Here is a 22419-nt window from a genome sequence, read left to right as displayed (position 1 = left end):
CGACCTCCCTCAGCTCTCGCCAAGCGAGGGGGAACTGGCCCGGAACAGGCCAATGAGATCGGCGACGACCTGGCTGGCACGATGGCCCGAGGTCAGGCCGGAATTGATGCGGTCGGACGCCGCCTGCTGGAACGCCATGTAGCCGTCATGGCGCGGCCGCACCCAGGCGCTCTCCAGCGTCGCGCGCGTGCCCCGATAGAAGTTGCCGGCCAGTTCATTGATAGTCTGGTCTTCCCAGGCAGCCGCATGGCCCGGCTGCCCGCCGGCGGCGGCATAGATGCCACGCTGGACATCGCCGCTGGCGACCCAATAGGCAAAATCGATCGCTGCCTCTTTGGCCTTGGAGAAGGCTGATACGGCTATGCCTGTGCCGCCGAGCGCCGAGCCGGTCGGACCATTGGAACCGACGACCGGGATGTCGGCAAAAGCTAACCTGTTGGCGCGAAAACTTGACGCCGCATAAGACGCGTAGCCATAGATCAGCGGCGCGCAGACGATGCGCGAACCAGCCTCGGCCATGAGTTCCGAAACGGCAATCGGGTCCATGTCGAAGCAGGTCGGGTCGACCGACGCCGCGATCTCACGCATCATCTCGAAGACTTCACAGCCCGTCTCGACATCGATGAGATCGCCCGACGGATCGGTCGCGCAGGCATGCCCGAGATTACCGGCCAGCGTGTAGAAGGTCATCAGGCAATGCGGCGGCCGCAACGGCAGAAGCACGTGGCCCTGCCGAGCGAGATCGAGCACTTCGCTCCATCGTGATGGCGGTTGGTCGAGCGCCTCGGGTCGCCAGGCCTGAACCTGCGTTGCCGCATCGATGGGAAACGCCCACTGCCGTCCTTGCCATGTGTAACTCGAATAGGACTGGCCGACGCTGCCTGAGGCGAGGGCGGCGCGTTCCGCCTCGCGGCCGACGAGATCAAGCGGCTCGAGGCAGCGCTCCGCGGTAATCTGGCCGACATGCGGATGATCGATGACGATCACGTCATAGGCTCGCGCCAGCTCCTCGACCGGGAAGGACTCGAAATCCTGCAGCGAGCGCTTGTCCCATTCGACGGCAATACCCGTCTTCTGCTTCCACACCGACGAGCAGGCGACCATCGGATCGAAGCCGCGCGGATGGTTCCAGGTCATGCCCCTGAGCGTGGGCTTGAGGGAGCGCGTGGTCACAGGCCGAACTCCTCGCGGATTGCGGCGCTATGCTCGCCAATCCGCGGTGCTGCCCGGTCGACCTTGGCCCTGACGCCATCGACCCGCAGCGGTGAACTGGTGGTGAGGATCGAGACATCGTCCTCGCGCGTCACAGTCTGCAGCATGCCGAGCGATTGGAAGCCCTCGCTTGCCAGCATCTCCGGCCAGGTCAGCACCTTGGCGCACCAGATGTCGGCAGGCTCGAGAATGGCCAGCCAGTCGTCGATGGTCTTGGTCGCGATCCTCTGGGCGATGATCGCCTTGATATCGTCGCGCGCGGTGAACCAGGATTCCGGCCTGTCGCGATAGGAAGCCAGTTCATCGAGCGACAAAAGGTCGGCCAACTTGGGGATCGGCGTCATGGCGATGGCGAGATAACCGTCCCTGGCCGGATAGACTCCGTAAGGCGCCGAGAGATAGGCATGCGCGCTGCGGAAGCTCGAGCGCCTGGGCAGGCGGCGCCCGTCATTGAGATGCGTGGTCAGCACCTCGAACTGGAAGTCGACCAGCGCTTCCAACAGGCTGGTCTCGATATGGCTGCCCTGGCCGGTGATGCCGCGCCGCACAAGTGCTGCGAGAATGCCTTGCGCGCAGGCCGCACCCGCCAGCATGTCGCCGATGGCGAGGCCGAACGGCACCGGCCCCTGGTCTTCGTCGCCGTTCAGCCACATCACCCCGGAGCGCGCCTGCGCCAACAGATCCTGGCCGGGCCGCTTGACCCATGGGCCGTCCTCGCCATAACCGCTGATCGAGGCATAGACCAGGCGCGGATTGATCTGGCGGACGGCCTCGTAGTCGAGGCCAAGGCGCTCGATGACACCCGGCCGGAAATTCTGGATCAGCACATCGGCCTTGGCCAGCAGCCCGCGCAATGTATTGAGGTCCGCCTCGTTCTTCAGATCGATGGCGAGGCTTTCCTTGGCCCGGTTGATGGCATGGAAGATGGTGGAATCGCCGCCGATCTCGGTGTCGCTGAGATAGAGCCGGCGCGACAGGTCGCCGCCGTCAGGACGCTCTATCTTGATGACGCGGGCGCCGAGATCGAGCAGCCTAAGCGAGCAGTAGGGCCCGGACAGGAACTGGCTCATGTCGACGACGATGAGACCGGCAAGCGGCAATTCGGCTGCTGCCGGCATCTCTATTTCTCCGTCTTGCCGAGGAAATCGGCCGGGTTGCGGTACTTCACCGTCTGCAGATGCTCGCAATAGAGAACGAGCTCGCCTTCTCCCTTGAACACCTCGTAGCTGGCGCGGATCAGGCCCATCTCCTTGTAGCGGGGCTTCTTGTCGAGGTTGGAACGGATCGAATAGATCGTATCCCCGATGAAGACAGGCTTTATGAACCGTAGCTTGTCATAGCCATAGGAAAAAGCGTTGACGCAGTTGGTGGCGACCAGCCCGAGGCCGGCCGAGAAGACGAACGCGCCGGCAATCAGCCGCTTGCCGAAAATGCCGTCGCTCTCGGCAAACATCTGGTCCTGCACGTAAGGATGGATGTCGAGCACCAGCGTGTTGAAAAGGTGGCTGTCGCCCTCGGCCATGGTGCGGCGCAGCGAGCGGATCTTTTGGCCGACCGGCCAGTCCTCATAGAACCAGTTCTCGGCGTTCCACACCGGCAGGGTGGCATGATCGGCGGGCATATTCCTAGGGTGCGTCGAGACAACTCCAACGGTTGGCGCGAAATCGCTCATGGCGTAGTCCAGCGGGCTCGAGAAAGCGCCCATCCAGCCATTCGAGCACGCTTCAAAGCGCCTGAGTGCACGACGTCCTCCTCCCATCAATCTTCTTTTGTAAATACTATTTTCACATATGGGTTTGCGTTGCAAGCGAGGACAAGCGAAATTTTGGCGGTCCCACGCGCCGCTTTGTCTTTGTCATGAACGAGCTGGATTCGACTGTCGCGTCGATGGCGCTCGACAATGCGACTGGCAGGCGTCGATCATCGACACGAAGCCGGCGGTGCCGGCCGAGGCCCGCGACAGCAATCACTGCGCCGATATCCAGATCTCGCCGGACGGCCGTTTCGTCTATGGCGGCAACCGTGGCCACGACAGCGTCGTCATCATCACGGTCGACCAGGAGACCGGCAGCTTAAGTCTTGTCGGCTATATCCCTTGCGGAGGCGCCACGCCGCGCAATCTGGCGCTGACGCCTTCGGGCGGCCATCTGTTCTCCGCCAACCAGAATGCCGGCCGCATTTCGATCTTCGTCCGCGACGCCCGCAAGGGCATGCTGACCGATACCGGGCGCGGCATCGAGATCGGCCCGCCGATGTGTGTCAAGATCGTCGCATGACCACCGGCCAGCAGACTAGCCGGGCTCAAGCCTCTTGGATGGCCGAGAGTTTCCAGCTCGAGCCATTCTGGCGCGTGAACGTCCACAACTCGGTCGTCTCGGTCGGCTGCTCCTCATCGCCCTCGACGACCTTGCCGCTCGCCCGTTCGCGCATCACGTCACGGGACTCGTAGCGCAACGCCGCCGTGGCGTAGTCGCGGTCATCCTCGCGCCAGCTTTCCGCGATGTCGGCCTGCAGCAGCGTGACGTCGGATACTTCGTTCCTGAGACCTTTCTGGGCATTGTCTGCCAGCTCTTCCGACAGATAGGACACCATCTCGGGCGTTACCGACCGGCGCAATGCCGCATGGTCTTCGCGGCCGAATGCTTCCTGAATCTCGGTCAGCAACTGCTGGAACGCGTCGAGGTCGGCCTGGGCCAGCGTGATCTCTTCGGATCGGGTGGTCTCGTAGCCTCCGCCCGATCCGCCGCCAAACCCCGGAATTGTGAAGGAGCCAGCGCTTCCCGTCTCCTGTTGTGCGCGGTTCTCGAACCGTGAAGCCTGGGTATTGCCTATGCCGGCGAGCGCGGGCGCGGGGCCACGCGCGGATTGCGATCGGAAGAACCTGATGGCCAGCATGATCGCGCCACCGATGAGCAGGGCTTGGAGCAGGAATCCGAACATGCCGGCAAGGCCGCCGAAACCTTGGCCAAGGAGCAGTCCGATCAGGCCGCCGATCAGCAGGCCGCGCAACATCGTTCCACCGAAGCCGCTCATGAAGCCGGGCCTCTGCAGTCCGGCCGGCGGCTGCCGGGCAGCATTGTTCACGCCGGTATTGGGTGTCATCGAACGCTCGACCGGCGCGGTCGGCGCCGGCGCGGTCGGCGCCGGCGCGGTCCGGGTCGGCGGGGCCGATTGGAACGTGCGCGTGCCGCGACTGCCGAAACTGCCGCCGCGCCGCGCCTCGGCATGATCGATCGCAACCATGGAGAATGCAAGGAACAGGCCGGCAAAGAGTGTGGCGAATCGGCTTGTGCGGGAAATCATCGGGTGACCTTTATCGCTGTGGTTTGGGGCGTTTTCGGCAAAGGGCCGGCCTTGGAAAGACCGGCCTCATATGGTCAATCGAACAGCTCTTCGAAAAATGATTTCTTCCGCTTCGGATAGCGGTGGCCATGCGAGCGGGAATAGTCGTCATCGCGGTCCCGGCCACGGGGCGGCGGGGAGAACGCTGCCGGCTGTGGCTGCGGCGCGGGCGATGTGTCCCTGCCGGACCGTTCGATGATCTTGTCGAGTTCGCCACGATCAAGCCAGACGCCGCGGCACTGCGGACAGTAGTCGATCTCGATCCCCTGGCGTTCGCTCATCACGAGGGCGACGCGGCAGGAGGGGCAAACCATGCCAAGGAGGGAAGATGTCATGTGGGGCTCCTAACCAGAAAGGAATGAGCCCGCTTAACCGAAAGGAATGGAAACGGGCCCGTTGAAGCGGTCCGACATCACGGTCGCCAAAGCGACAGTCAGAGGGCCCGGCCCGCACACGGGAGTTAGGAATGCGGGGCGAAGCCTTCAAGGGGCAATGTTGCCGGCGAGAGCGATTTGCTGCTTAAACCGTCACCACGATCTTGCCGAACTGCTCGTTCGATTCGAGATAGCGATGCGCCTCGACGATCAGGTCGAAGGGAAAGATCCTGTCGATGATCGGCCTGAGCGTGCCGTCCGCCAGGCCTTCGAGGATGAATGCCTTGGCCGCCTCCAACTTCTCCGGGTTGCCGGTGATCTCGTGCACGAGATAGCCGCGCAATGTCAGCGTCTTGCCCAGTATCGCAGGTAAGGGGAAAGGGGTCGGCTCGCTGCTGAGGCCGCCATATTCGATCAGAATGCCGCCTCGCGACATCGCCGCCGTCAACGGCTCGAAGATCGGCCCGCCGATCGCGTCCAGCACCACGCGCACGCCTTGCGGTCCGGCGATCTGGCTCAGTCTTTCCGCAAGTTCCTCTTCCTCAAGGACCACGACATGTGCTGCGCCGGCGTCGAGCAGAGCCTGCTTCTTCACCGATGTCCGCGTCACCGCGATCGCTATCGCACGAACGCTGTTGGCGATCTGGATCGCCGCAAGCCCGACGCTGCTCGAAGCCGCCGTGATGACGACGCCTTCTCCGGGGCGCAGCCTAGCGATGTCGATCAGGGCGCCGTAGGCGGTGAGGTACGGCATCCAGACCGCCGCCGCGGTTTGCCAGTCGAGGGACGCCGGATGCTTGATGATGAGCCCCGCGGGAAAGGTGACAAGCTCACCGTAAGCCGGCCAGCGAACCATCGATTGCGGCGGGATGACACTGACGGCGTCCCCAGCCGCCAGCCTCGTCACGCCTTCGCCAATTGCCTCGATGACGCCCGCCGCTTCCAGCCCGAGCCCGGAGGGGAGCCCAGGCGTCTCGATATAGCTGCCCGCGCGCAGCAGCGCCTCGGCGCGGTTGAGGCCGAGCGCCTTGACGCGGATTTGAACCTCGCCCGGGCCCGGTGGGAGTAGGTCGACCTCCTCGATGCGCAGGACCTCGGGACCACCATGCTGGTGGAAGCGAATGATACGGGCCATTCGGTTCACTCCAAATTATCTGACACCTAATGAGCTATGACGCGAAAGCTTTGTGCGATAAACGGCTGTTCGGATTATGCAGTAGAAATCCGGAGTTTCGAATATGGATAGGCTCGAGAGCATGGCCGTGTTCGTCAGGGCGGTCGATCTCGGCTCGTTCGCGGCAGCGGCCACTGCGCTCGATCTATCCGCACCGATGGTCGGCAAGCATGTCCGGTTTCTCGAGGAGCGGCTTGGCATGCGTCTCATCAACCGGACCACGCGCCGCCAGAGCCTGACCGATTTCGGCCGCGCCTATTATGAGCGGTGCCGCCTAGTACTGGCCGAGGCCGAAGCGGCCGATGCGCTCGCCGCCGACCAGCTCTCGGAACCGCGCGGAAAACTGCGCGTCACCATGCCGGCGCATTTCGGGCGCCACTGCGTCACCCCCGTGCTGCTGAAGCTGGCAGGGCAATATCCGATGCTGGAACTCGACCTGTCGCTGAGCGACCGTTTCGCCGATCTCGCCGAGGACGGTTTTGACCTCGCCATCCGAACCGGCGGTCTGGACGACAAGGCCGGTGTGATCGCCCGTCGCGTTGCACGCCAGGACATGGTCGTCTGTGCCGCGCCTTCCTATCTGGAAATTCATGGCGAGCCGCGGCGGATCGACGACCTCGCCGATCACCAGGCGATTGTCTACCGCCGGCCCGGCATGATCGTTCAGCCGTGGCTATTTCCGCGCGAGGGGCAGACTGCGCTCGAGCTTATCCCAAACGGCCGGCTGCGGCTCGACGATCTCGATGCTATCGCCGATGCCGCCGTCGACGGCATGGGGCTGGCGTGGTTGCCTTACTGGCTGGCTCGTGAGCGCATTCAGGCCGGCACGCTGGTCGAGCTGTTGCCGGACCAGCCACGATATCCCTACGATTGTCATGCGCTCTGGCTGCGGACGCCGCATCTGTCGCTCAAGGTCAGGCTGGCCGTCGACGTATTGGCGGCCGCCTTACCGAAAATGATGGCGTGATCGCCAACTGACGACTTGCGCTCTTTGAGGCGTGGCGTTCGGGTGCCATATGAAGGTGGCTTATGGAATGCGCGCATCGCAGGAGAGACGGTTCATGACCAAGGGTTCGGATCTGTTCGTGGCGGCCCTCGAAAATGAAGGGGTCGAACGAATTTTCGGCATTCCGGGCGAAGAAAATCTCGACATCGTCGAATCCATCCGCCGCTCGTCGATCCAGCTGATCCTGACGCGCCACGAGCAGGCGGCGGCCTTCATGGCCGCCACCTATGGCAGGCTCACCGGCAAGCCGGGTGTGTGCATCACAACGCTTGGCCCCGGCGCCCTCAATCTGACGACCGGCTCTGCCTATGCGCTGCTTGGCGCAATGCCGATGATCATGATCACCGGCCAGAAGGGCATCCTGTCGTCCCGGCAGGCGCGTTTCCAGATCGTCGACATTATCGCGGCGATGAAGCCGCTGACCAAGCTGTCGCGCCAGATCGTCTCGCCCAGGATGATCCCGTCGCTGGTGCGTGAAGCCTTCCGCGTCGCCCAGGAAGAGCGCCCCGGCCCCGTGCATCTCGAACTGCCGGAAGACATAGCGGCGGCGGAATGCGAGCCGATCGCCCTGGTGCCGACGCATCCGGTCGAATTGCCCCTGGCCAGCGCTGGCGCGCTCGATCGCGCCGCCCGCATGATCATCGAGGCCAAGCGTCCGCTGCTGATGTTCGGGGCCGCGGCGTCGCGCCCGCGCGTCACTCCCGATGTCGCCCAGTTCGTGCTGCGCACGCAAATTCCCTATTTCACCACGCAGATGGGCAAGGGCACGGTGCCCGGCGGTACCGAACTCTATATGGGAACGGCGGCCCTTTCGGAACGCGACTACGTGCACGAGGCCATCGAACAGGCCGATCTGATCATCACCATCGGCCACGACACGGTCGAGAAGCCGCCCTTCATCATGGGGGCGAAGGGGCCGAGGGTTATACATGTCGGCTACCAGACGGCTGATGTCGAGCAGGTCTATTTCCCGCAAGCCGAGATTGTCGGCGACCTCGGCCCATCGCTGGCGCTGCTGGCGGACCGCATTGAGGGCAAGATTCCCAACGCGCAGGCCCTGCTGCCGCTGCGCGAAGGCATTTTGAGCCGCATCGCCGCGCGCGCCACCGAAGACCGTTTCACGCCGCAACGCATCGTGCATGACGTGCGCGCCGTGATGCCGGCGGACGGGATCCTCGCGCTGGACAACGGCATGTACAAGATCTGGTTCGCGCGCAACTACCGCACGCGCATGGCCAACACGCTGCTGCTCGACAATGCGCTGGCGACCATGGGCGCCGGGTTGCCGTCGGCGATGATGGCGGCACTGCTCTATCCCCAGCGTCGCGTCATGGCCATTTGCGGCGACGGTGGCTTCATGATGAACAGCCAGGAACTGGAGACTGCTGTCCGGCTCAAGCTCAACCTCGTCATCCTGCTGCTGGAAGACCATGCCTATGGCATGATCCGCTGGAAGCAGGCTGTCGACGAATTCCCGGATTTCGGCATGACCTTCGGCAATCCCGACTTCGTCAAATACGCCGAAGCCTATGGCGCCAAGGGGACCAGGGTTGGCGAAATTGCCGACCTGCTGCCGGCGCTGGAACAGGCCTTCGCCGGCGGCGGCGTGCATCTCGTCGTCGTGCCCATGGACTATTCCGAAAACACCAGGGTGCTTGTCGACGAATTGCGCGAGCGCTTGCCCGCGCCAAAGGCACCCTGACGGCAGCGGCAAAGCCGCCGTCAGGATCGGTTGATGCCTACAGCTTGCAGTAAGGCGTTACCGGCGCGATCGTTCCGAAATCCTTGACGATCTCGTAGCCGATGCCGTCCGCCGCCGCCTTGCCGACATAGGAATGGCAGAGCGTGTGGTTGTTGCTGGCATCGACCCGGATCTTGCCTTGTGGCGCATCGAACTCGATCGTCGGCAGCGCCTTGAGCACATCGTCGTCCTTCAGCGAGCCGGCCTTCTCGGCCGCCAGCGCGTAGAGATGCAGGCCGTTATAGCCGGCCTCGCCGATGCCATTGACCATCTTCTCCTGGCCGAATTTCTCGCGGAAGTTCGCGATGAACTTCTTGTTGACCGGGTTGTCGAGCGCCATCCAGTAGGGCTGCGGCGCGTAGGTGCCGGCGGCGACGCCAGGCGGCAGCGCGTCCTTGTTGAAGACCTCGTCGAGCGGTGCGATCAGAGGCTGTTTGATGTCGAAGCTGCGATACTGCTTGAGCTGCGTGACGGCGTCGTTGCCGACCACCATCGACCACACGACATCAGGCTTCAACGACTTGATCTTCTGGAAGGCCGGGCCGAAATCCGTGGTGCCGAACGGATAATAGTCGGCGCCGACGATCTTGCCGCCGGCCATTTCATAGGTTGCTGTGATCGCCTCGGTCATCTTCTGCGGCCAGGCATAGTCGGACGCCATGATGTAGATGGTCTTGCCGAGGTTTTCGGCCACCCACGGCATCATCGGGTCTACCTGCTGCATCGGGATAGGTCCGGTGGCGACGAAGTAGCGATTGCATTCGCCGCCCTCGAAATTGGTCGGGTAGAAGAACAGCTTCTTGGCCTTCGAGGTGACGGAAAGCGTGGCGCTGCGCTCGGGCGAAATGATCGTTCCCATGATCACGTCGACCTTGTCCTCGTTGAGGAGCTTGCGGGCCTTGTCGATGGACCCCTTGGTCGTGGTCTGGTTGTCCTCGATGAAGAGCTCGACCTGGCGCCCGCCAATGCCATTGGCGGCGTTGAGCTCGGCGGCGGCGAGCTTGTAGCAATTGAGCAGCGTCTCGCCCAGGATCGCCTGCAGCCCTGTGATCGGGATCGATAGCCCGACCTTGACCGTATCTGCAGCGCGCAGGATTCCAGGCGCGCCGACCATTGCGAAGGCGGCCGCGGCGCCGCCGGATTTCAGAACAGTTCTTCTGTTTATCATTGTTGTGTTCCCTTCCAGTCCAGGCGCGCCCCATGCACGCCTTACAAGTCAACAAGCTCCCAGGCGCTTCAGGCGCCCCTATAGGGCCAACAGGTCCTTCAGTAGGGTCTCGTCGGCGAATGCTTCCGGCGTGCCCTCATGCACGATCCTGCCCTTCTCCATCACCAGGCAGCGATCCGCCGCCTTGAGAACGAGATCGAGATTCTGCTCGACCAGAACGATGGCGATGCTACGCTCACGCGCGATGCGCGGCACCAGCTCGGCAATCGATTGCACGACGTTCGGCTGGATGCCTTCCGAAGGCTCGTCGAGCAGCAGCACCGACGGCAGGCCGCACAGCGCGCGGCCTATCGCCAGCATCTGCTGCTGGCCCCCCGAGAGCGTACCGGCGATCTGCGCCTCGCGCTCGCGAAGGATGGGAAAATAGCCAAAAATATCGGCTGGAATGTCGCCGTCGCCACGATCCTTGGCGGCGCGGGTGCCGACTTCCAGATTCTGTCGCACGGTCAGCTGATTGAAGATGCCGCGGCCCTGCGGCACATGGGCGATGCCCACGCGTGCGCGGCGGAAGGCCGGCGCGTTGGTGAGATCCTGGTCGCCGAGAACCACCGCGCCGCCGCTCGCCTTCAGGCCGCCAGCGATGACGCGCAGCAGCGTTGTCTTGCCGGCACCGTTGCGGCCGAGCAGGCCGACCACTTCGCCCGCCGCGACGCCGAGGTCGATGCCGTTCAGCACCGGGAGCAGGCCGTAGCCGGCCGAAACGGCAAGTGTCCGCAGCATGCTCAGCGCCTCCCCAGATAGACGTCGCGGACCATCTCGTCGGCCTCGATGTCGTGGAAGGGACCGCTGCGAAGCAGGCGCCCCTGGTGCAGCACCAGCGTCTCGCAATTCAGCGCCCGCACGAAGCGTATGTCATGCTCGACCGCGACAATCGAGAACTCGCCCTTCAGCCGCAGCAGCATTTCGGCCGTCGCCAGCGTCTCCTGCGGCGTCATGCCGGCGGTTGGCTCGTCGAGCAAAAGCAGCCGTGGCTCGATGGCCAGCGCCATACCGATCTCCAGCCATTGCTTCTGGCCGTGCGCCAGTTCGCCGGCTAATGTGGCGGCACGATTGGTCAGCGCGACCAGTTCCATCAATTCACCGATTGTCCGGGCCGGGAAGGGGGCACCCCATCGTGCGACCTTGAGGTTGTCCTCCACCGAGAGGCTCGGGAAGACCGACGGGATCTGGAACTTGCGGGCAATGCCGAGCCGGGCGATGCGATGCAGCGGCAGGCCGGCAATGTCTCGGCCGAGGAAATGGACGCTGCCGCTGGTCGGGCGCAGCGTGCCGGTCAGAACGTTGAGGAACGTGCTCTTGCCGGCGCCGTTCGGCCCGATGATGCAGCAGAGCTCCTTGTCGCGGACCGTCAGGTTCAATCCTTCGAGGGCCTGCAGCCCTCCGAAGCGGATGCCGACATTTTCGGCCTGGAGCAGGACGTCGCTCATCAGGCCTGCCTCCTGCCTTTGAACAGGCTCCTCAGCCGCGCATAGATCGACAGGATGCCGTCCGGCAGGACAAAGACGATGATGACGAAGACGCAGCCCAGCAGCAGCGGCCATAGGCTCGGATTGAAGCTGCTGATCGTCTGCTGCGCGCGCTGGATGAAGATTGCGCCCAGCACTGGGCCAAGCAGCGTGCCGCGCCCGCCGACCGCCACCCAGACAATGACCTCCGTCGACAGAAGCAGTCCGGACAGATCGGGGGCAACCAGCCCGGCCATGCAGACATAGAGCGCGCCGGCAAGCCCGGCGATGGCTGCCGAAAGGATGAAGGTGACGAGCAGCCGTAACGGCGCATTATGGCCGAGTGCCGCCGCCCGGACCTCATTGTCCTGAATGGCGGTCAGCACCGTGCCCCAGCGGCCACGGCTGATCGACCACAGCGCCAGCACGACCACGGCGACGACAGCCGAGACGAAGATATAGCTCGGCAGGTCCTGGCTGAGGTCGACATTCCGGCCACCAACATCGAATTCGATCGGCGGAATGCCGATCAGGCCGCTGTCGCCACCGGTGACCGAACTCCACGAGACCGCGGCCTGCTGGCAGATGACGCCCATGGCGAGCGTGACAATGCTGAAGTAGCTGCCGCGTATGCCGCCGAAGAACAGGAAGTAACCGATGATGGCGGCGACGAAGGCAGCACCCGCAATGGCGCCCACGATGCCGAGCAAGCCGCCGAAAGGAATGGCGTCGTTGAGCGTGACCAACGCCATGATGTAGCCGCCTATACCGAAGAAAGCGGCGTGGCCGAAGCACAATATGCCGGTGCGGCCCCAGAAGAAGTCGAGGCTCGCCGCGAACAGGCCGAAGATCAGCGCGTCGCGGATCACCGTCAGTTGGTAGCCGTCGGCGAGGAAGGGATATAGGATCGCGAGCGCCACGCAGACGACGAAGATCAGCAGCCAGTTGCGGTCCCGGGCGATCATCGCGAAGCCCCGTTGAACAGGCCGTTGGGCCGCAGCCGCACGGCGACGATGGCCGCCAGCAGCACGATCGCCTGCGCCAGCGATGGCGAGATCTGGTAGTTGAGGATGCTTGTCAGCCCGCCGACGAAGACGCTGCCGGCGACGAGGCCGCCAATCGAGCCGACCCCGCCGACGATCACGACGAAGAAGGCGTTGGCGAGATAGTTCACCCCCATCTGCGGCAGCACGATCGCCAGCGGCGCGACCAGCCCACCCGCAAGGCCCGCGATGGCCGCGCCGAAGGTGAAGGCGATGGCGTAGGTGCGGCGCGTGTTGATACCGACGCCCTCCGCCATTTCGCGGTTCTGGATGACGGTGCGGATGTCGAGGCCGAAGGATGTGCGGCTGATCAGCAGGATGACGCCGAGCAATGTCGCCATGGCGATGCCGATCAGGATCAGCCGATAGGCCGGATAGACGGTGAAGAAGAGGTCGAGCGTGCCCTCGATCGGCGGCGTCACCGGCTTGGCGCCGAGGCCAAAGGTCAGTTCCAGCCCCTGCTGGAGGATGAGGCTGACGCCCCAGGTGGCAAGCACCGTCGACACCGGCCGCGAATAGAGGTGGCGAATGATGGCGAATTCCAAGATGCAGCCGACCACGGCGCCGGCGATCGGCGCCGCCGCCAGGCCCAGCCAGAACGAGCCGCCCATGCTCTGGATGAAGTATACCGCGAAGGCGCCGACGGTGACGAACTCGCCATGCGCCAGATTGGTCACGTTCATCAGGCCGAAGCTGATCGCCAGCCCGAGCCCGACCAGCATCAGGATGCTGATCAGCGTCAGTGCATTGAGCAATGTCGTGATGGCGAAATCCATCGCTTCAGGCCGCGCTGGCGAGGCGTTGGCGCAAGCGCGCGAGCAGGCCTTCAGCGGCATCGATCACCGCCGCCTGATGCGGCTGCAGGTCCTGCCCCGCCCACTCGTCGATATGGTCCGACAGCGGGTCGACCACCTCGGTGCGGTGATTGGCCAGCGTCTCGATGACGGCGTGGCCGCAGAATGGCACATAGCCCTCGGAATAGCCGCCTTCATGGCTCATCATCAGCCGTCCGTTCGAGACTTCGGCCGCGAGCGCCACCATGCGCGCGGCAAGGCGGCGAAAACATTCGCTGTTGAGCATCATGCGGCCGAGCGGATCGAAGCCGGACGCGTCGAAACCGGAAGCGACGATGACGAGGTCGGGCTTGAACGCGCGCAAGGCAGGGCCGATGACGCGGTCGAACGTGGCTTCATAGGCGCCTGTGCCGCTGCCGGCCGGCAGTGGGATGTTGATGTTGTAGCCTTCGCCTTCGCCCTTGCCATTGTCGGCCAGCGCGCCGCGTCCGGTCGGGTAGAGATTGTCCTGGTGAAGCGAAATCGTCAGCACCGACGGATCGGAATAAAACACCGTCTCTGTGCCATTGCCGTGATGCACGTCCCAGTCCACCACGGCGGCACGGCCGAGCAGGCCCTCGTGCTGCAGCCGCCGCACGGCGACGCCGATGTTGGAAAACAGGCAATTGCCCATGGCCTGGTCGGGTTCGGCATGGTGCCCGGGCGGCCGCGCCAGCGCATAGGCGTTGTCGACGCGGCCGGTCAGCACCGCACGCATCGCGGCATAGGTGGTGCCGGCGGACAACAGCGCGATGTCGAAACTGTTGAGGCCGATCGGTGCCTGAGGCCCGGCGAAACCGGATCCGCCTTCGCTCAGTATCCTGATATCATCGACGTGGCGCTGCGTGTGGACGCGCAGCAGGTCTTCCACCGTTACCGGTTCGGCAATGATCGGAACCAGATGGCGTGCCAGGCCGCTGACCTGGATGAGATTGTTGAGCCGTCGCTTCGATCCAGGCGATTCCAGGTGGCGTCCGGGTTCCACGAAACGGCCGGGAGGCATCATGTCGGCGCTGGAGCCGGTATCATGCCACATCAGCTGTTCGTGAAAAACGTAGCCTGTCGCCATCCGCGGCATCCTCTAAAAACCAGACGCTAGCAGGCTAACAATCGCCCGGCCCGACCCTAAAGAGGGGCCACGTCTGTTATCTATGCCCCTCCTTTCGGAGGGGTACGGAGGTTTGCGGCGACCTGCGCCGCGCGCACCGCCTGGACGCGGTTCGATACCGAGAGCTTGCCGAAGATGTTTTTCAAATGCCACTTCACCGTCGTTTCGCTTACCGACAGTGCAACGGCGATATCGCGATTGGACATGCCTTCCGAAAGAAAGTGCAGCAACTCGGACTCGCGCTGGGTGAGCTGTTCTTTCTCGACCGTCGGGGCGGCTGGTTTGCGCGTCGTCACGGGCATCGTCTGCGCTGCATTGATGATGCGCGTCGCATAGGCCGACAGTGACGGGTCGGCCTTTGCCTGGGCCGCCCGCAGTCGCATCAAACCTTCGACGACAGACCTGCCCTCGTCGACGAAGGAGCGGATGAAGCCCGAGGGTTGCGCAAGGCGCAATGCTTCGTGCAGATGGCGGTCTGCCCCCCGCTGGTCATGGCCGGCGCTCTTGGCGCGCAGGATCAGCGCCAGTATGTGCCGGCGCATGCGCCCGCTGCTTTTGGTTCGCTCCAGCAGTGCGTCGAAAATTGCCGCCGCCGCCGCGTAGGATTTTTCCGCCGTAAGCAGCCGGCCTTCGGCGAAGAACTCGAATTCGTTGGCGACGGTAGAGGCGGTTTCAGCGCTTTCGCGGCGATGCTCGTCGAGCAACACGCGGGCTTCGGGGATGCGGTTCTGGTCAAGAAGCAGCCGGATACGATCGTGCACCAGCACCGAAGCGAGGCGGCGGTAGACGGAGCCGCGCGCGCGCTGGTAGACGCGCTCCAGCATGTCGAGGGCGGCTTGGCCGCGACCGGTCAGCTGCAGCGCCCGGGCATAGGTCGGCACGCTGGCGAGGGGATAGACAATGACCGCGGCGCCCTCGATCAGCGGCCCGAGATTCTCCACCAGCGCCAGTGCCTCGCCGGATGCGTTGGTCTCATAGGCGAGTTCGGCAAGCAGCGTTCCGGCGAGGGCCTCGGCATAGGAGTTGGCGCCGATCCGCGTCCTGGCCTCGATGATCGCGTTGCGCAGCAGCCGTTCGGCCGCGGGCAGGCGGCCGGCCGAGCGCTCGATGACGGCCATGTAGCAGTTGGCGATGGTGACGCCGAGCAGGCTGCCGCTTCGCTCATGGGCCTTGCGCGCCGCGTCCACGGCAGCGCGAGCGCCCTCAAGGTCGCCAAGCGCGTAGAGATTGTAGCCGATGACGTTTGCGGTCGCGCCTTCCATGAACCACGCATCGGGGGCGATGATGCGCAGGGCCGCCAGTGCGGTGTCGCGCGCGTCCTCGAACTGTTCCAGCGTGCTGTGCACGGCCGCTGCAAGGACCTCGAGTTCAGCCTCGATGGTCGTGCCGGTCAGCGTGCCCGGGTCCTTTCTATCGGTCGGCCCGGTTTCGACGAGCTGGCGCGCGTTGGCGAGGGTCTGCTGGGCAATCTCGGGCTGGCTGCTGTGCACCGCAAGCCATAGCACGACGAGTTGCAGCCGGATGCGCTGGTCGATCAGTTTCCTTGGCAGCAGCGCCAGCAGTTGGCGCACATAGAGAAGCTGGCATTGAGCGATGAGTTCTAGCGCGTTGTTCTCGATGAACACCGCGGCGCGGGCTTCGTCGCCGGCGGCAAGCGCATGGCCGATGGCCTCGGTCAGCATCTTGCGTTCGCCGAACCATTCCGAAGCCGCCAAGTGCAGCGGTGCGATCATCTCCGGCTCCCGCCGCTCCATTTCACGGCTGAGGAAGTCGTGGAAAAGGTGATGATAGCGGAACCAGCGCCGTTCCTCGTCGAGCGGCACCAGGAACAGGTTGCGGGTCTCGATCTCGGTGATGGCAACCTCGGCGTCCGCCTCCCGAATCACCGCCCGGCAGGCCTCGGCGCTGAAGCGCTCGAAAATCGAGGAATAGAGCAGGAACTTCGCCAGCACCGGCGGCAGTTCCAGGAACACTTCTCCCATCAGGAAGTCGGCGACGTTGCGGTTGGCGCCGGTGAAATTGCCGATGACGGTTTCGGGCGCATGGGCCGCACCGAGCGACAGCGAGGCGAGCTGCAGGCCGGCGGCCCAGCCTTCGGTGCGCGAGCACAGTGTTTCCACCGTGCCGCTGCTGACAGAGAGGCCCAGCTTGTCGTTGAAGAAGGCTTCGGCTTCCGACGAGGCGAAACGCAGATCGTCCGGGCCGATTTCAAAGATATCGCCGAGCACCCTGAGCTTGCCGAGCTGCAGCTCGGGCAGGTTGCGCGAACCGATGACGAAGACGACGTTGGTTGGTGCCTGCCGGGTCAGCCGTTCCATGAACCGCTTCACCGCCGGTGCATCGATGGCGTGATAGTCGTCGAAGAACAGGGTGATGTCGGCGTGGCGTGCCGCGAAACCCGACACGAGTGCCGCAAGCACCACGTCGAGCTGCGGGATGGGGCTCGACTGGAAGGCGAGGTCGAGCTCGGCCGGGTTCTGGACGAGATGGCGCAACGCCCCCACCAGATGCGACAGGAAGGCGCCTTCGTCATTGTCCGTCGCCTCGCAGGACAGCCAGGCCGTCAGCCGGCCGTGGCGCGCGACCTCGGCCGCCCATTGCGCCATCGTCGTCGATTTGCCGAAGCCGGCGGGCGCGGCGAACAGCACGATGCGCGTGTCGACATTCCGCTCCAGCCTCGACAAGATGCTCTCGCGCCGTACCCACCGGCGGTGGTGAGGCGATGCCAGGCTGGTGGGTTGCGACGATGGTCTCATCTGGCGCCGGGCACCCATTCCGTTTCGATCAGCGGAATTTGCGGCGCGCAATCGCGCGGCAGGGTTCCCTTGATCCTGGGATCATCGGTGATTTCGAAACCGGTTGCATAGGGTTCAAATCCGCAAGCCCTGTAAAAACCGATGACGCTGTGATGATCGAAGCTGCTGGTGTGCAGCCAGATGCGGATGGGACCTAGGCGCCATGCCTGGTCGAGCGCGCCCGCCATCAGCCGTTTGCCGAAGCCTTGGCCAGTCAAGGAGGGAAACAGGCCGAAATAGGTGATCTCGATCTCGTTGCTGTCGGCGAGAGAGAATTCGACCATGCCGACCTGGCCCCCACTCTCATCATGGCCGTAGTAGAGATGCTGACGTGGGTCGGCGAAATGCGCCGCGATGTCGGCGTCCGACATTTCGGCGGCGCGGTCCCAGAGCCAGGGAGCGCCGATCTCGAGGAAGACTGCGCGGTAGACGGCGGGATCGGGCTTGGTGACGCGGCTCATCGTCAGCGGATGCACGAGACCGGGCACCGGGGCACGCGCCTCCATCCACGTCACCGCATTGATGATTTTGCCTGCCGGCACGCGCCGGTAGCCCGGCGCGAGATCGGTGGTTTCATCCGGCAATGAGCCTTCAGTGACTTGCATCTGTCCTCGGTCTTCCGCCGCGCAGCCTGGGCGGCATGTCAAGAAGCTGATGCCAACTCTGCGACCGCCTGCCAAGTGGCTCCAGAGGTGGGCCATCATTTTGGCCCGCCTGTCGCCTTGCCTTTTCGGAGAATGGCATATGAGATATGATACACCATCCATGGAGAAGCGGAATATCATGCCTGAGCGAATTGCGGACGAGGCCATCTTGCGGGCGGTCGACGATGGCTTCGACCGCCAGCTCGCCTTCCTGGCGGACCTCGTACGCTTTCCCTCGCAGCGTGGTGAGGAACACGCCGCGCAATCCTTCATGGCGGCTGCCTATGAAGCCAATGGCTATGCGGTCGATATGTGGCGTGTCGACGTCAATGCGATCCGCGACCTGCCCGGATTCTCGCCCGTAGCCGTTTCGTACGATGACGCGTTCAACGTCGTCGCCACCCACACGCCGAAAAACGTCACCGGTCGCTCGCTGATCCTAAACGGCCATATCGATGTGGTGCCGACCGGACCGCTCGACCGCTGGGTGCGCGATCCCTACGATCCGGCGATCGAGGATGGCTGGATGCACGGCCGTGGCGCCGGCGACATGAAGGCCGGCCTGTCGGCCTGTCTCTTTGCGCTCGCCGCCTTGCGCGGCCTCGGCTATCAGCCGGCGGCGAACGTGTTCCTGCAGTCGGTGGTCGAGGAGGAGTGCACCGGCAATGGCGCACTCGCTTGCCTGCAGCGCGGTTATCGCGCCGACGCCGCCTTCATTCCCGAACCGCTGGAACCAAGACTGATGCGGGCCCAGGTTGGGCCGATCTGGTTCAGGGTCGAGGTCGACGGCGATCCGCAGCACGCGTCGGGCGCCTTTTCCGCCGGCGCCAATGCCATCGAAAAGGCCTTCCTCATCATCCAGGCGCTGAAGAAACTCGAAATCGTCTGGAATGCCAGAAAGGTTGACGACAGGCATTTCTGTAGTCACCCGCACCCGATCCGATTCAACCTCGGCAAGATCGAAGGCGGCGAATGGACATCGAGCGTTCCCGCGCGCTGTGTCTTCGAGATGCGGGTCGCGACCTATCCCGGCCAGAAGCTCGAGGACGCCAGGGCCGAACTGGAGGCCTGCATCGCCGATGCCGCCCGCGCCGATCCGTTCCTCGCCAATCGCCCGCCCAGGATGACCTATAACGGCTTCATGGCCGAGGGCTATGTGCTGGAGGGCGCTGACGAGATGGAAGCCGTGCTGCGCCGCAGCCATACCGCCGTGTGGGGTGAGCCGTTGACGGAACATGTCACCTCGGCCACCACCGATGCGCGCTTCTTCGGCCTCTATGCCGACACGCCGGCAATCGTCTACGGCCCGATCTGCCGCATGCCGCATGGCTATGACGAAGCTGTCGATCTCGACTCGGTGCGCAAGGTCACCCAGACCATCGCGTTGTTCATCGCCGACTGGTGCGGCCTCGAGCCGATCGATCACGAGGTCAGGCCATGAACGCGGCCATATCGGATGCTTTCGGCGAGACGCTCGCGGACGATGCGCCGGATGTCTCGATCGCCGAGGCGCTTGCCCTGTTGCGCCGGCACTATGGGCTCACTGGCAGCGCGCGCACGCTGCCAGGCGAACGCGACCACAATTTTCACGTCCATTCGGAAGGCGAGGGCGAATTTGTCCTGAAGATATCGCATCCGGCGGAAGAGGCTGATTTCACCGATTTCCAGAACAAGGCGCTCGACCACATACTGACGGTCGACCCGGCTTTGCCGGTTCCTTCGGTGCGCAAGAGCCTCGAAGGCGAAGCGCAGTTCATGGTCGGCATCGGCGGATCGGCGCCGCGCATCGTGCGGCTCGTGACCTATCTGCCGGGACAGCTGCTTTCGCGCTCGCCCACCTCATCGGCACAGGATCGCAATCTCGGCATCTTCCTCGCCAGGCTTGGCCGGGCGCTGCGCGGGTTCTTCCATCCGGCCGCCGGCAGCGACCTTTTGTGGGACATCCGCAAGGTCGCCAAGACGCGGCCCATGCTGGCGCATATCGTCGATGCCGGCCATCGCGCCATGGTCGAGCGCGTCATCGACGCCTACGAGGAGCACGCGGCACCGGTTATTCCGGGGCTGCGCGCCCAGATCGTCCACAACGACATGAACTCCTACAATGTGGTGATGGACGCTTCGCGACCCGAAATGGTCAACGGCATCCTCGATTTCGGCGACATGATCCATTCGCCGCTGATCTGCGATCTCGCCATCGGGGCCGTCTATCGCTGGCCGGCCGAAGGTCATCCGCTGGCGCCCGCCGCGCGCTTCGTCGCCGGCTATCAGTCCGTGCAGCCGCTCGAGATCGAAGAACTTGGCATCCTCTTTCACCTCATTCGTGCCCGCCTCGCACTCATCGCCAACATCGCCAGCTGGCAGGCCGAGCGTTTTCCGGCCAAACGCGACTATGTCCTACGCCTCATCACCGAGGTCTGGGCCTCGCTTGAGCGGCTGGACGGACTGTCGTCCGCGGACGCCCGCCGCTATTTTCTCGACCATTCCAAGCCGGAGTAGATGCCCGTGTCCCTGTCCTCGCCATATCCTGCAAATGTCGATCCGGCGGCATCCGAGCAAGCGCTGCTCGAACGCCGTGCCAGATTACTCGGGCCGACCTATCGCGCCTTCTACCGCAGCCCCATCCATTTGGTGCGTGGCAGCGGTGTCTGGCTCTACGATGCCCAAGGCCGAAAATACCTCGACGCCTATAACAACGTCGCCTCCGTCGGACACTGCCACCCGCGCGTCGTAGAGGCGCTGTCTGTGCAGGCCGCCACGCTCAACACGCACACGCGCTATCTCAGCGAGATCATCCTCGACTACGCGGAAAGGCTGCTCGGCACGCTTCCTTCCCATCTCGGCCATGCGATGTTCACCTGCACCGGCAGCGAGGCCAACGATCTCGCCATCCGGATCGCCCAGCACTCGACGGGCAACACCGGCGTGATCATCACCGACTTCGCCTATCACGGCGCCACCATCGCGACAGCACAGCTGTCGCCGGCGGCGGTCGGGGCAGCGGGCGTGTCCGCGCGGCATCGAGCCGTGGGGGCGCCGGACACGTTCCGCGACGGCGGCCGCGCCGCCCATGATTTCGCCAGAAATGTCGCCGCCGCCATCGAGGATATGCGCGCGCAAAACATCCGCCCGGCGGCGTTGCTGCTCGATTCCGCCTTTTCCAGCGACGGCATTTTCTTTCCCAACGCGTCCGTCATGCGCGAGGCCGCCGATCACGTCAGGAAAGCAGGCGGCATCGTCATCGCCGATGAGGTCCAGTCCGGCTTCGGCCGGCTTGGCCAGGGCATGTGGGGCTTCGCCAACTATGGCCTCGCGCCTGACATCGTCACCATGGGCAAGCCGATCGGCGACGGGCATCCGATGGGCGCGGTGATCGTGCGGCCGCAACTGGTGAGCTCGTTCGGTTCGAACACCGGCTACTTCAACACTTTCGGCGGCAATCCAGTGGCGGCCGCCGTCGGCATCGCCGTGCTCGATGTGATCGAGGGCGAGGGGCTGATCGAGAACGCGCGGACGGTTGGCGCCTACACCGGGGAATTGCTGCGCGCCTTGCAAGGCCGGCACGGCATGGTCGCCGATGTCAGGCAGAACGGCCTCTATTTCGGCGTCGAGCTGACGGAGGATGAGGCCACTGCTGCTGCCAAGACTTCATCGGTCGTTGAAGCCATGCGCGAGGACGGCGTGCTGATCTCGTCGTGCGGTCCGCGCGGCAATGTGCTGAAGATCAGGCCGCCGCTGCCCTTTGCCAGGGACAATGCCGAGCAGCTGGCCGAGGCGCTCGATCGCGCACTGTCGAACTGGTGAGCCGAGCAGACACGCATGCTGAAGCTCGAGCATCAAACCCTCAATGACCGCGCCTACGGTGCGCTCAAGCAGGAATTGATCTCGGGCGGCTTCAGCCCGGGCCAGACGCTGGTCATTCGCAAGCTCGCCGAAACTTTTGGCATTTCGACCACACCGATCCGCGAGGCGCTGCAAAGACTGGTCGCCGAGCGGCTTCTGGAAATGCAGAACAACCGCTCGATCATCGTGCCCTTGCTATCCGCGCCCGCTTTCGCGGAACTGACGCGCATCCGCATCGCCGTCGAGGGACTGGCGGGCGAGATGGCCACGTCACGGATGACTGAAAGCGGGCTGGTCGACATCCAAGCCGCGCTCGCCGGCATGCAGCGGACCATCGAGACGCAGGACCCCACGGCCTATCTTTCCCTGAACGAAGCCTTCCATTTTGCTATTTACGAGCACGCCGGCGCGCCGATCCTCTTGAACATGATCCGCGATCTCTGGGGGCGCGTCGGACCCTATCTTAAGCTCCTGATGCGGGCCGATCGCTACATTCCGCAGTCCAATGACGCACACGGCAGGATCGTCGCCGCATTGGAACAGGGCAACGGTCCGGCCGTTCGGGCTTCCCTTGAAGAGGATATCTCCGTGGCGGCCGCGGTCCTCTCCGACAATCTTCACATGGCGCACTGAT

Annotated in this window: 21 protein-coding genes; 7 read left to right on the top strand and 14 right to left on the bottom strand. The window is 64.1% G+C overall.

Features of this window, described 5'->3' with window-relative positions; translation table 11 throughout:
• Nucleotides 1-9: 9 nt before the first annotated feature.
• The 3 genes from X739_RS152660 to X739_RS152670 are packed head-to-tail and all read right to left on the bottom strand — an operon-like array spanning nucleotide 10 to nucleotide 2884.
• On the bottom strand, nucleotides 10-1137 hold the full coding sequence (locus tag X739_RS152660; RefSeq protein WP_023794669.1) for an extracellular solute-binding protein: 1128 nt from the start codon (nucleotides 1135-1137) through the stop codon (nucleotides 10-12).
• A 32-nt stretch (nucleotides 1138-1169) separates the two neighbouring features.
• A complete protein-coding gene (locus tag X739_RS152665; protein ID WP_023794668.1) occupies nucleotides 1170-2330 on the bottom strand; it encodes a CaiB/BaiF CoA-transferase family protein in 1161 nt (386 codons plus the stop codon).
• A 2-nt stretch (nucleotides 2331-2332) separates the two neighbouring features.
• Nucleotides 2333-2884, bottom strand: coding sequence for a MaoC family dehydratase (locus X739_RS152670; protein WP_023794667.1), 552 nt, complete (start codon nucleotides 2882-2884; stop codon nucleotides 2333-2335).
• Between the two features lie 268 nt (nucleotides 2885-3152).
• Here X739_RS152670 and X739_RS01000000166075 point away from each other — a divergent pair, with 268 nt between their 5' ends.
• On the top strand, nucleotides 3153-3488 hold the full coding sequence (locus X739_RS01000000166075; RefSeq protein WP_023794666.1) for a beta-propeller fold lactonase family protein: 336 nt from the start codon (nucleotides 3153-3155) through the stop codon (nucleotides 3486-3488).
• A 25-nt stretch (nucleotides 3489-3513) separates the two neighbouring features.
• On the opposite strand, the gene X739_RS152675 is transcribed toward X739_RS01000000166075, so the two are convergent.
• The 3 genes from X739_RS152675 to X739_RS152685 all read right to left on the bottom strand — a co-directional run bounded on the left by X739_RS152675 (nucleotide 3514) and on the right by X739_RS152685 (nucleotide 6063).
• Nucleotides 3514-4515, bottom strand: a complete 1002-nt coding sequence (locus X739_RS152675; protein ID WP_023794665.1) for a Tim44 domain-containing protein — start codon at nucleotides 4513-4515, stop codon at nucleotides 3514-3516.
• A gap of 74 nt (nucleotides 4516-4589) precedes the next feature.
• Nucleotides 4590-4889 (bottom strand): zf-TFIIB domain-containing protein, encoded by a 300-nt coding sequence (locus X739_RS152680; RefSeq protein ID WP_023771186.1) that lies wholly within the window; start codon nucleotides 4887-4889, stop codon nucleotides 4590-4592.
• Nucleotides 4890-5073: 184 nt separating this feature from the next.
• A complete protein-coding gene (locus X739_RS152685; RefSeq protein WP_023771185.1) occupies nucleotides 5074-6063 on the bottom strand; it encodes a zinc-dependent alcohol dehydrogenase family protein in 990 nt (329 codons plus the stop codon).
• Between the two features lie 103 nt (nucleotides 6064-6166).
• Between X739_RS152685 and X739_RS152690 the strand changes: the two genes are divergently transcribed.
• Entirely contained in the window at nucleotides 6167-7069 is a 903-nt protein-coding gene (locus X739_RS152690; protein WP_023794664.1) for a LysR family transcriptional regulator, read from the top strand.
• Between the two features lie 94 nt (nucleotides 7070-7163).
• On the top strand, nucleotides 7164-8810 hold the full coding sequence (locus X739_RS152695; RefSeq protein ID WP_023794663.1) for an acetolactate synthase large subunit: 1647 nt from the start codon (nucleotides 7164-7166) through the stop codon (nucleotides 8808-8810).
• Nucleotides 8811-8847: 37 nt separating this feature from the next.
• Here X739_RS152695 and X739_RS152700 read toward each other — a convergent pair whose 3' ends face one another.
• The 8 genes from X739_RS152700 to X739_RS152735 all read right to left on the bottom strand — a co-directional run bounded on the left by X739_RS152700 (nucleotide 8848) and on the right by X739_RS152735 (nucleotide 17906).
• Entirely contained in the window at nucleotides 8848-10017 is a 1170-nt protein-coding gene (locus X739_RS152700) for a substrate-binding protein (protein WP_023794662.1), read from the bottom strand.
• Nucleotides 10018-10095: 78 nt separating this feature from the next.
• On the bottom strand, nucleotides 10096-10797 hold the full coding sequence (locus X739_RS152705) for an ABC transporter ATP-binding protein (protein WP_023794661.1): 702 nt from the start codon (nucleotides 10795-10797) through the stop codon (nucleotides 10096-10098).
• Nucleotides 10798-10799: 2 nt separating this feature from the next.
• On the bottom strand, nucleotides 10800-11504 hold the full coding sequence (locus X739_RS152710) for an ATP-binding cassette domain-containing protein (RefSeq protein WP_023794660.1): 705 nt from the start codon (nucleotides 11502-11504) through the stop codon (nucleotides 10800-10802).
• On the bottom strand, nucleotides 11504-12487 hold the full coding sequence (locus tag X739_RS152715) for a branched-chain amino acid ABC transporter permease (RefSeq protein WP_023794659.1): 984 nt from the start codon (nucleotides 12485-12487) through the stop codon (nucleotides 11504-11506). Before X739_RS152715 ends, X739_RS152710 begins: the two co-directional genes overlap by 1 nt.
• Nucleotides 12484-13401, bottom strand: a complete 918-nt coding sequence (gene urtB, locus X739_RS152720) for an urea ABC transporter permease subunit UrtB (protein ID WP_245273842.1) — start codon at nucleotides 13399-13401, stop codon at nucleotides 12484-12486. Before urtB ends, X739_RS152715 begins: the two co-directional genes overlap by 4 nt.
• Entirely contained in the window at nucleotides 13346-14467 is a 1122-nt protein-coding gene (locus tag X739_RS152725; protein ID WP_023771177.1) for a class II histone deacetylase, read from the bottom strand. Before X739_RS152725 ends, urtB begins: the two co-directional genes overlap by 56 nt.
• Nucleotides 14468-14547: 80 nt before the next feature.
• Nucleotides 14548-17190: a LuxR C-terminal-related transcriptional regulator gene (locus X739_RS152730; RefSeq protein WP_245273841.1), complete on the bottom strand. Its 2643-nt coding sequence runs from the start codon at nucleotides 17188-17190 to the stop codon at nucleotides 14548-14550.
• A 68-nt stretch (nucleotides 17191-17258) separates the two neighbouring features.
• A complete protein-coding gene (locus X739_RS152735) occupies nucleotides 17259-17906 on the bottom strand; it encodes a GNAT family N-acetyltransferase (RefSeq protein WP_023771175.1) in 648 nt (215 codons plus the stop codon).
• 178 nt (nucleotides 17907-18084) lie between these two features.
• Here X739_RS152735 and X739_RS152740 point away from each other — a divergent pair, with 178 nt between their 5' ends.
• Genes X739_RS152740 through X739_RS152755 form a run of 4 tightly spaced genes read left to right on the top strand, consistent with a single transcriptional unit; the run spans nucleotide 18085 to nucleotide 22418 of the window.
• On the top strand, nucleotides 18085-19386 hold the full coding sequence (locus X739_RS152740; RefSeq protein WP_023794658.1) for an ArgE/DapE family deacylase: 1302 nt from the start codon (nucleotides 18085-18087) through the stop codon (nucleotides 19384-19386).
• Nucleotides 19383-20441: a phosphotransferase gene (locus X739_RS152745; RefSeq protein ID WP_023771173.1), complete on the top strand. Its 1059-nt coding sequence runs from the start codon at nucleotides 19383-19385 to the stop codon at nucleotides 20439-20441. Before X739_RS152740 ends, X739_RS152745 begins: the two co-directional genes overlap by 4 nt.
• Nucleotides 20442-21746, top strand: coding sequence for an aspartate aminotransferase family protein (locus X739_RS152750; RefSeq protein ID WP_031247752.1), 1305 nt, complete (start codon nucleotides 20442-20444; stop codon nucleotides 21744-21746). It abuts the gene before it with no gap.
• A gap of 15 nt (nucleotides 21747-21761) precedes the next feature.
• Nucleotides 21762-22418, top strand: coding sequence for a GntR family transcriptional regulator (locus X739_RS152755; RefSeq protein WP_023771171.1), 657 nt, complete (start codon nucleotides 21762-21764; stop codon nucleotides 22416-22418).
• The last annotated feature ends 1 nt before the right edge of the window (nucleotide 22419 follow it).

Source organism: Mesorhizobium sp. LNHC209A00, assembly GCF_000502915.1.
GTDB lineage: Bacteria > Pseudomonadota > Alphaproteobacteria > Rhizobiales > Rhizobiaceae > Mesorhizobium.
The sequence above is the reverse complement of the archived record's forward strand: the minus strand, read 5'-3'. Positions and strand labels throughout refer to the sequence as shown.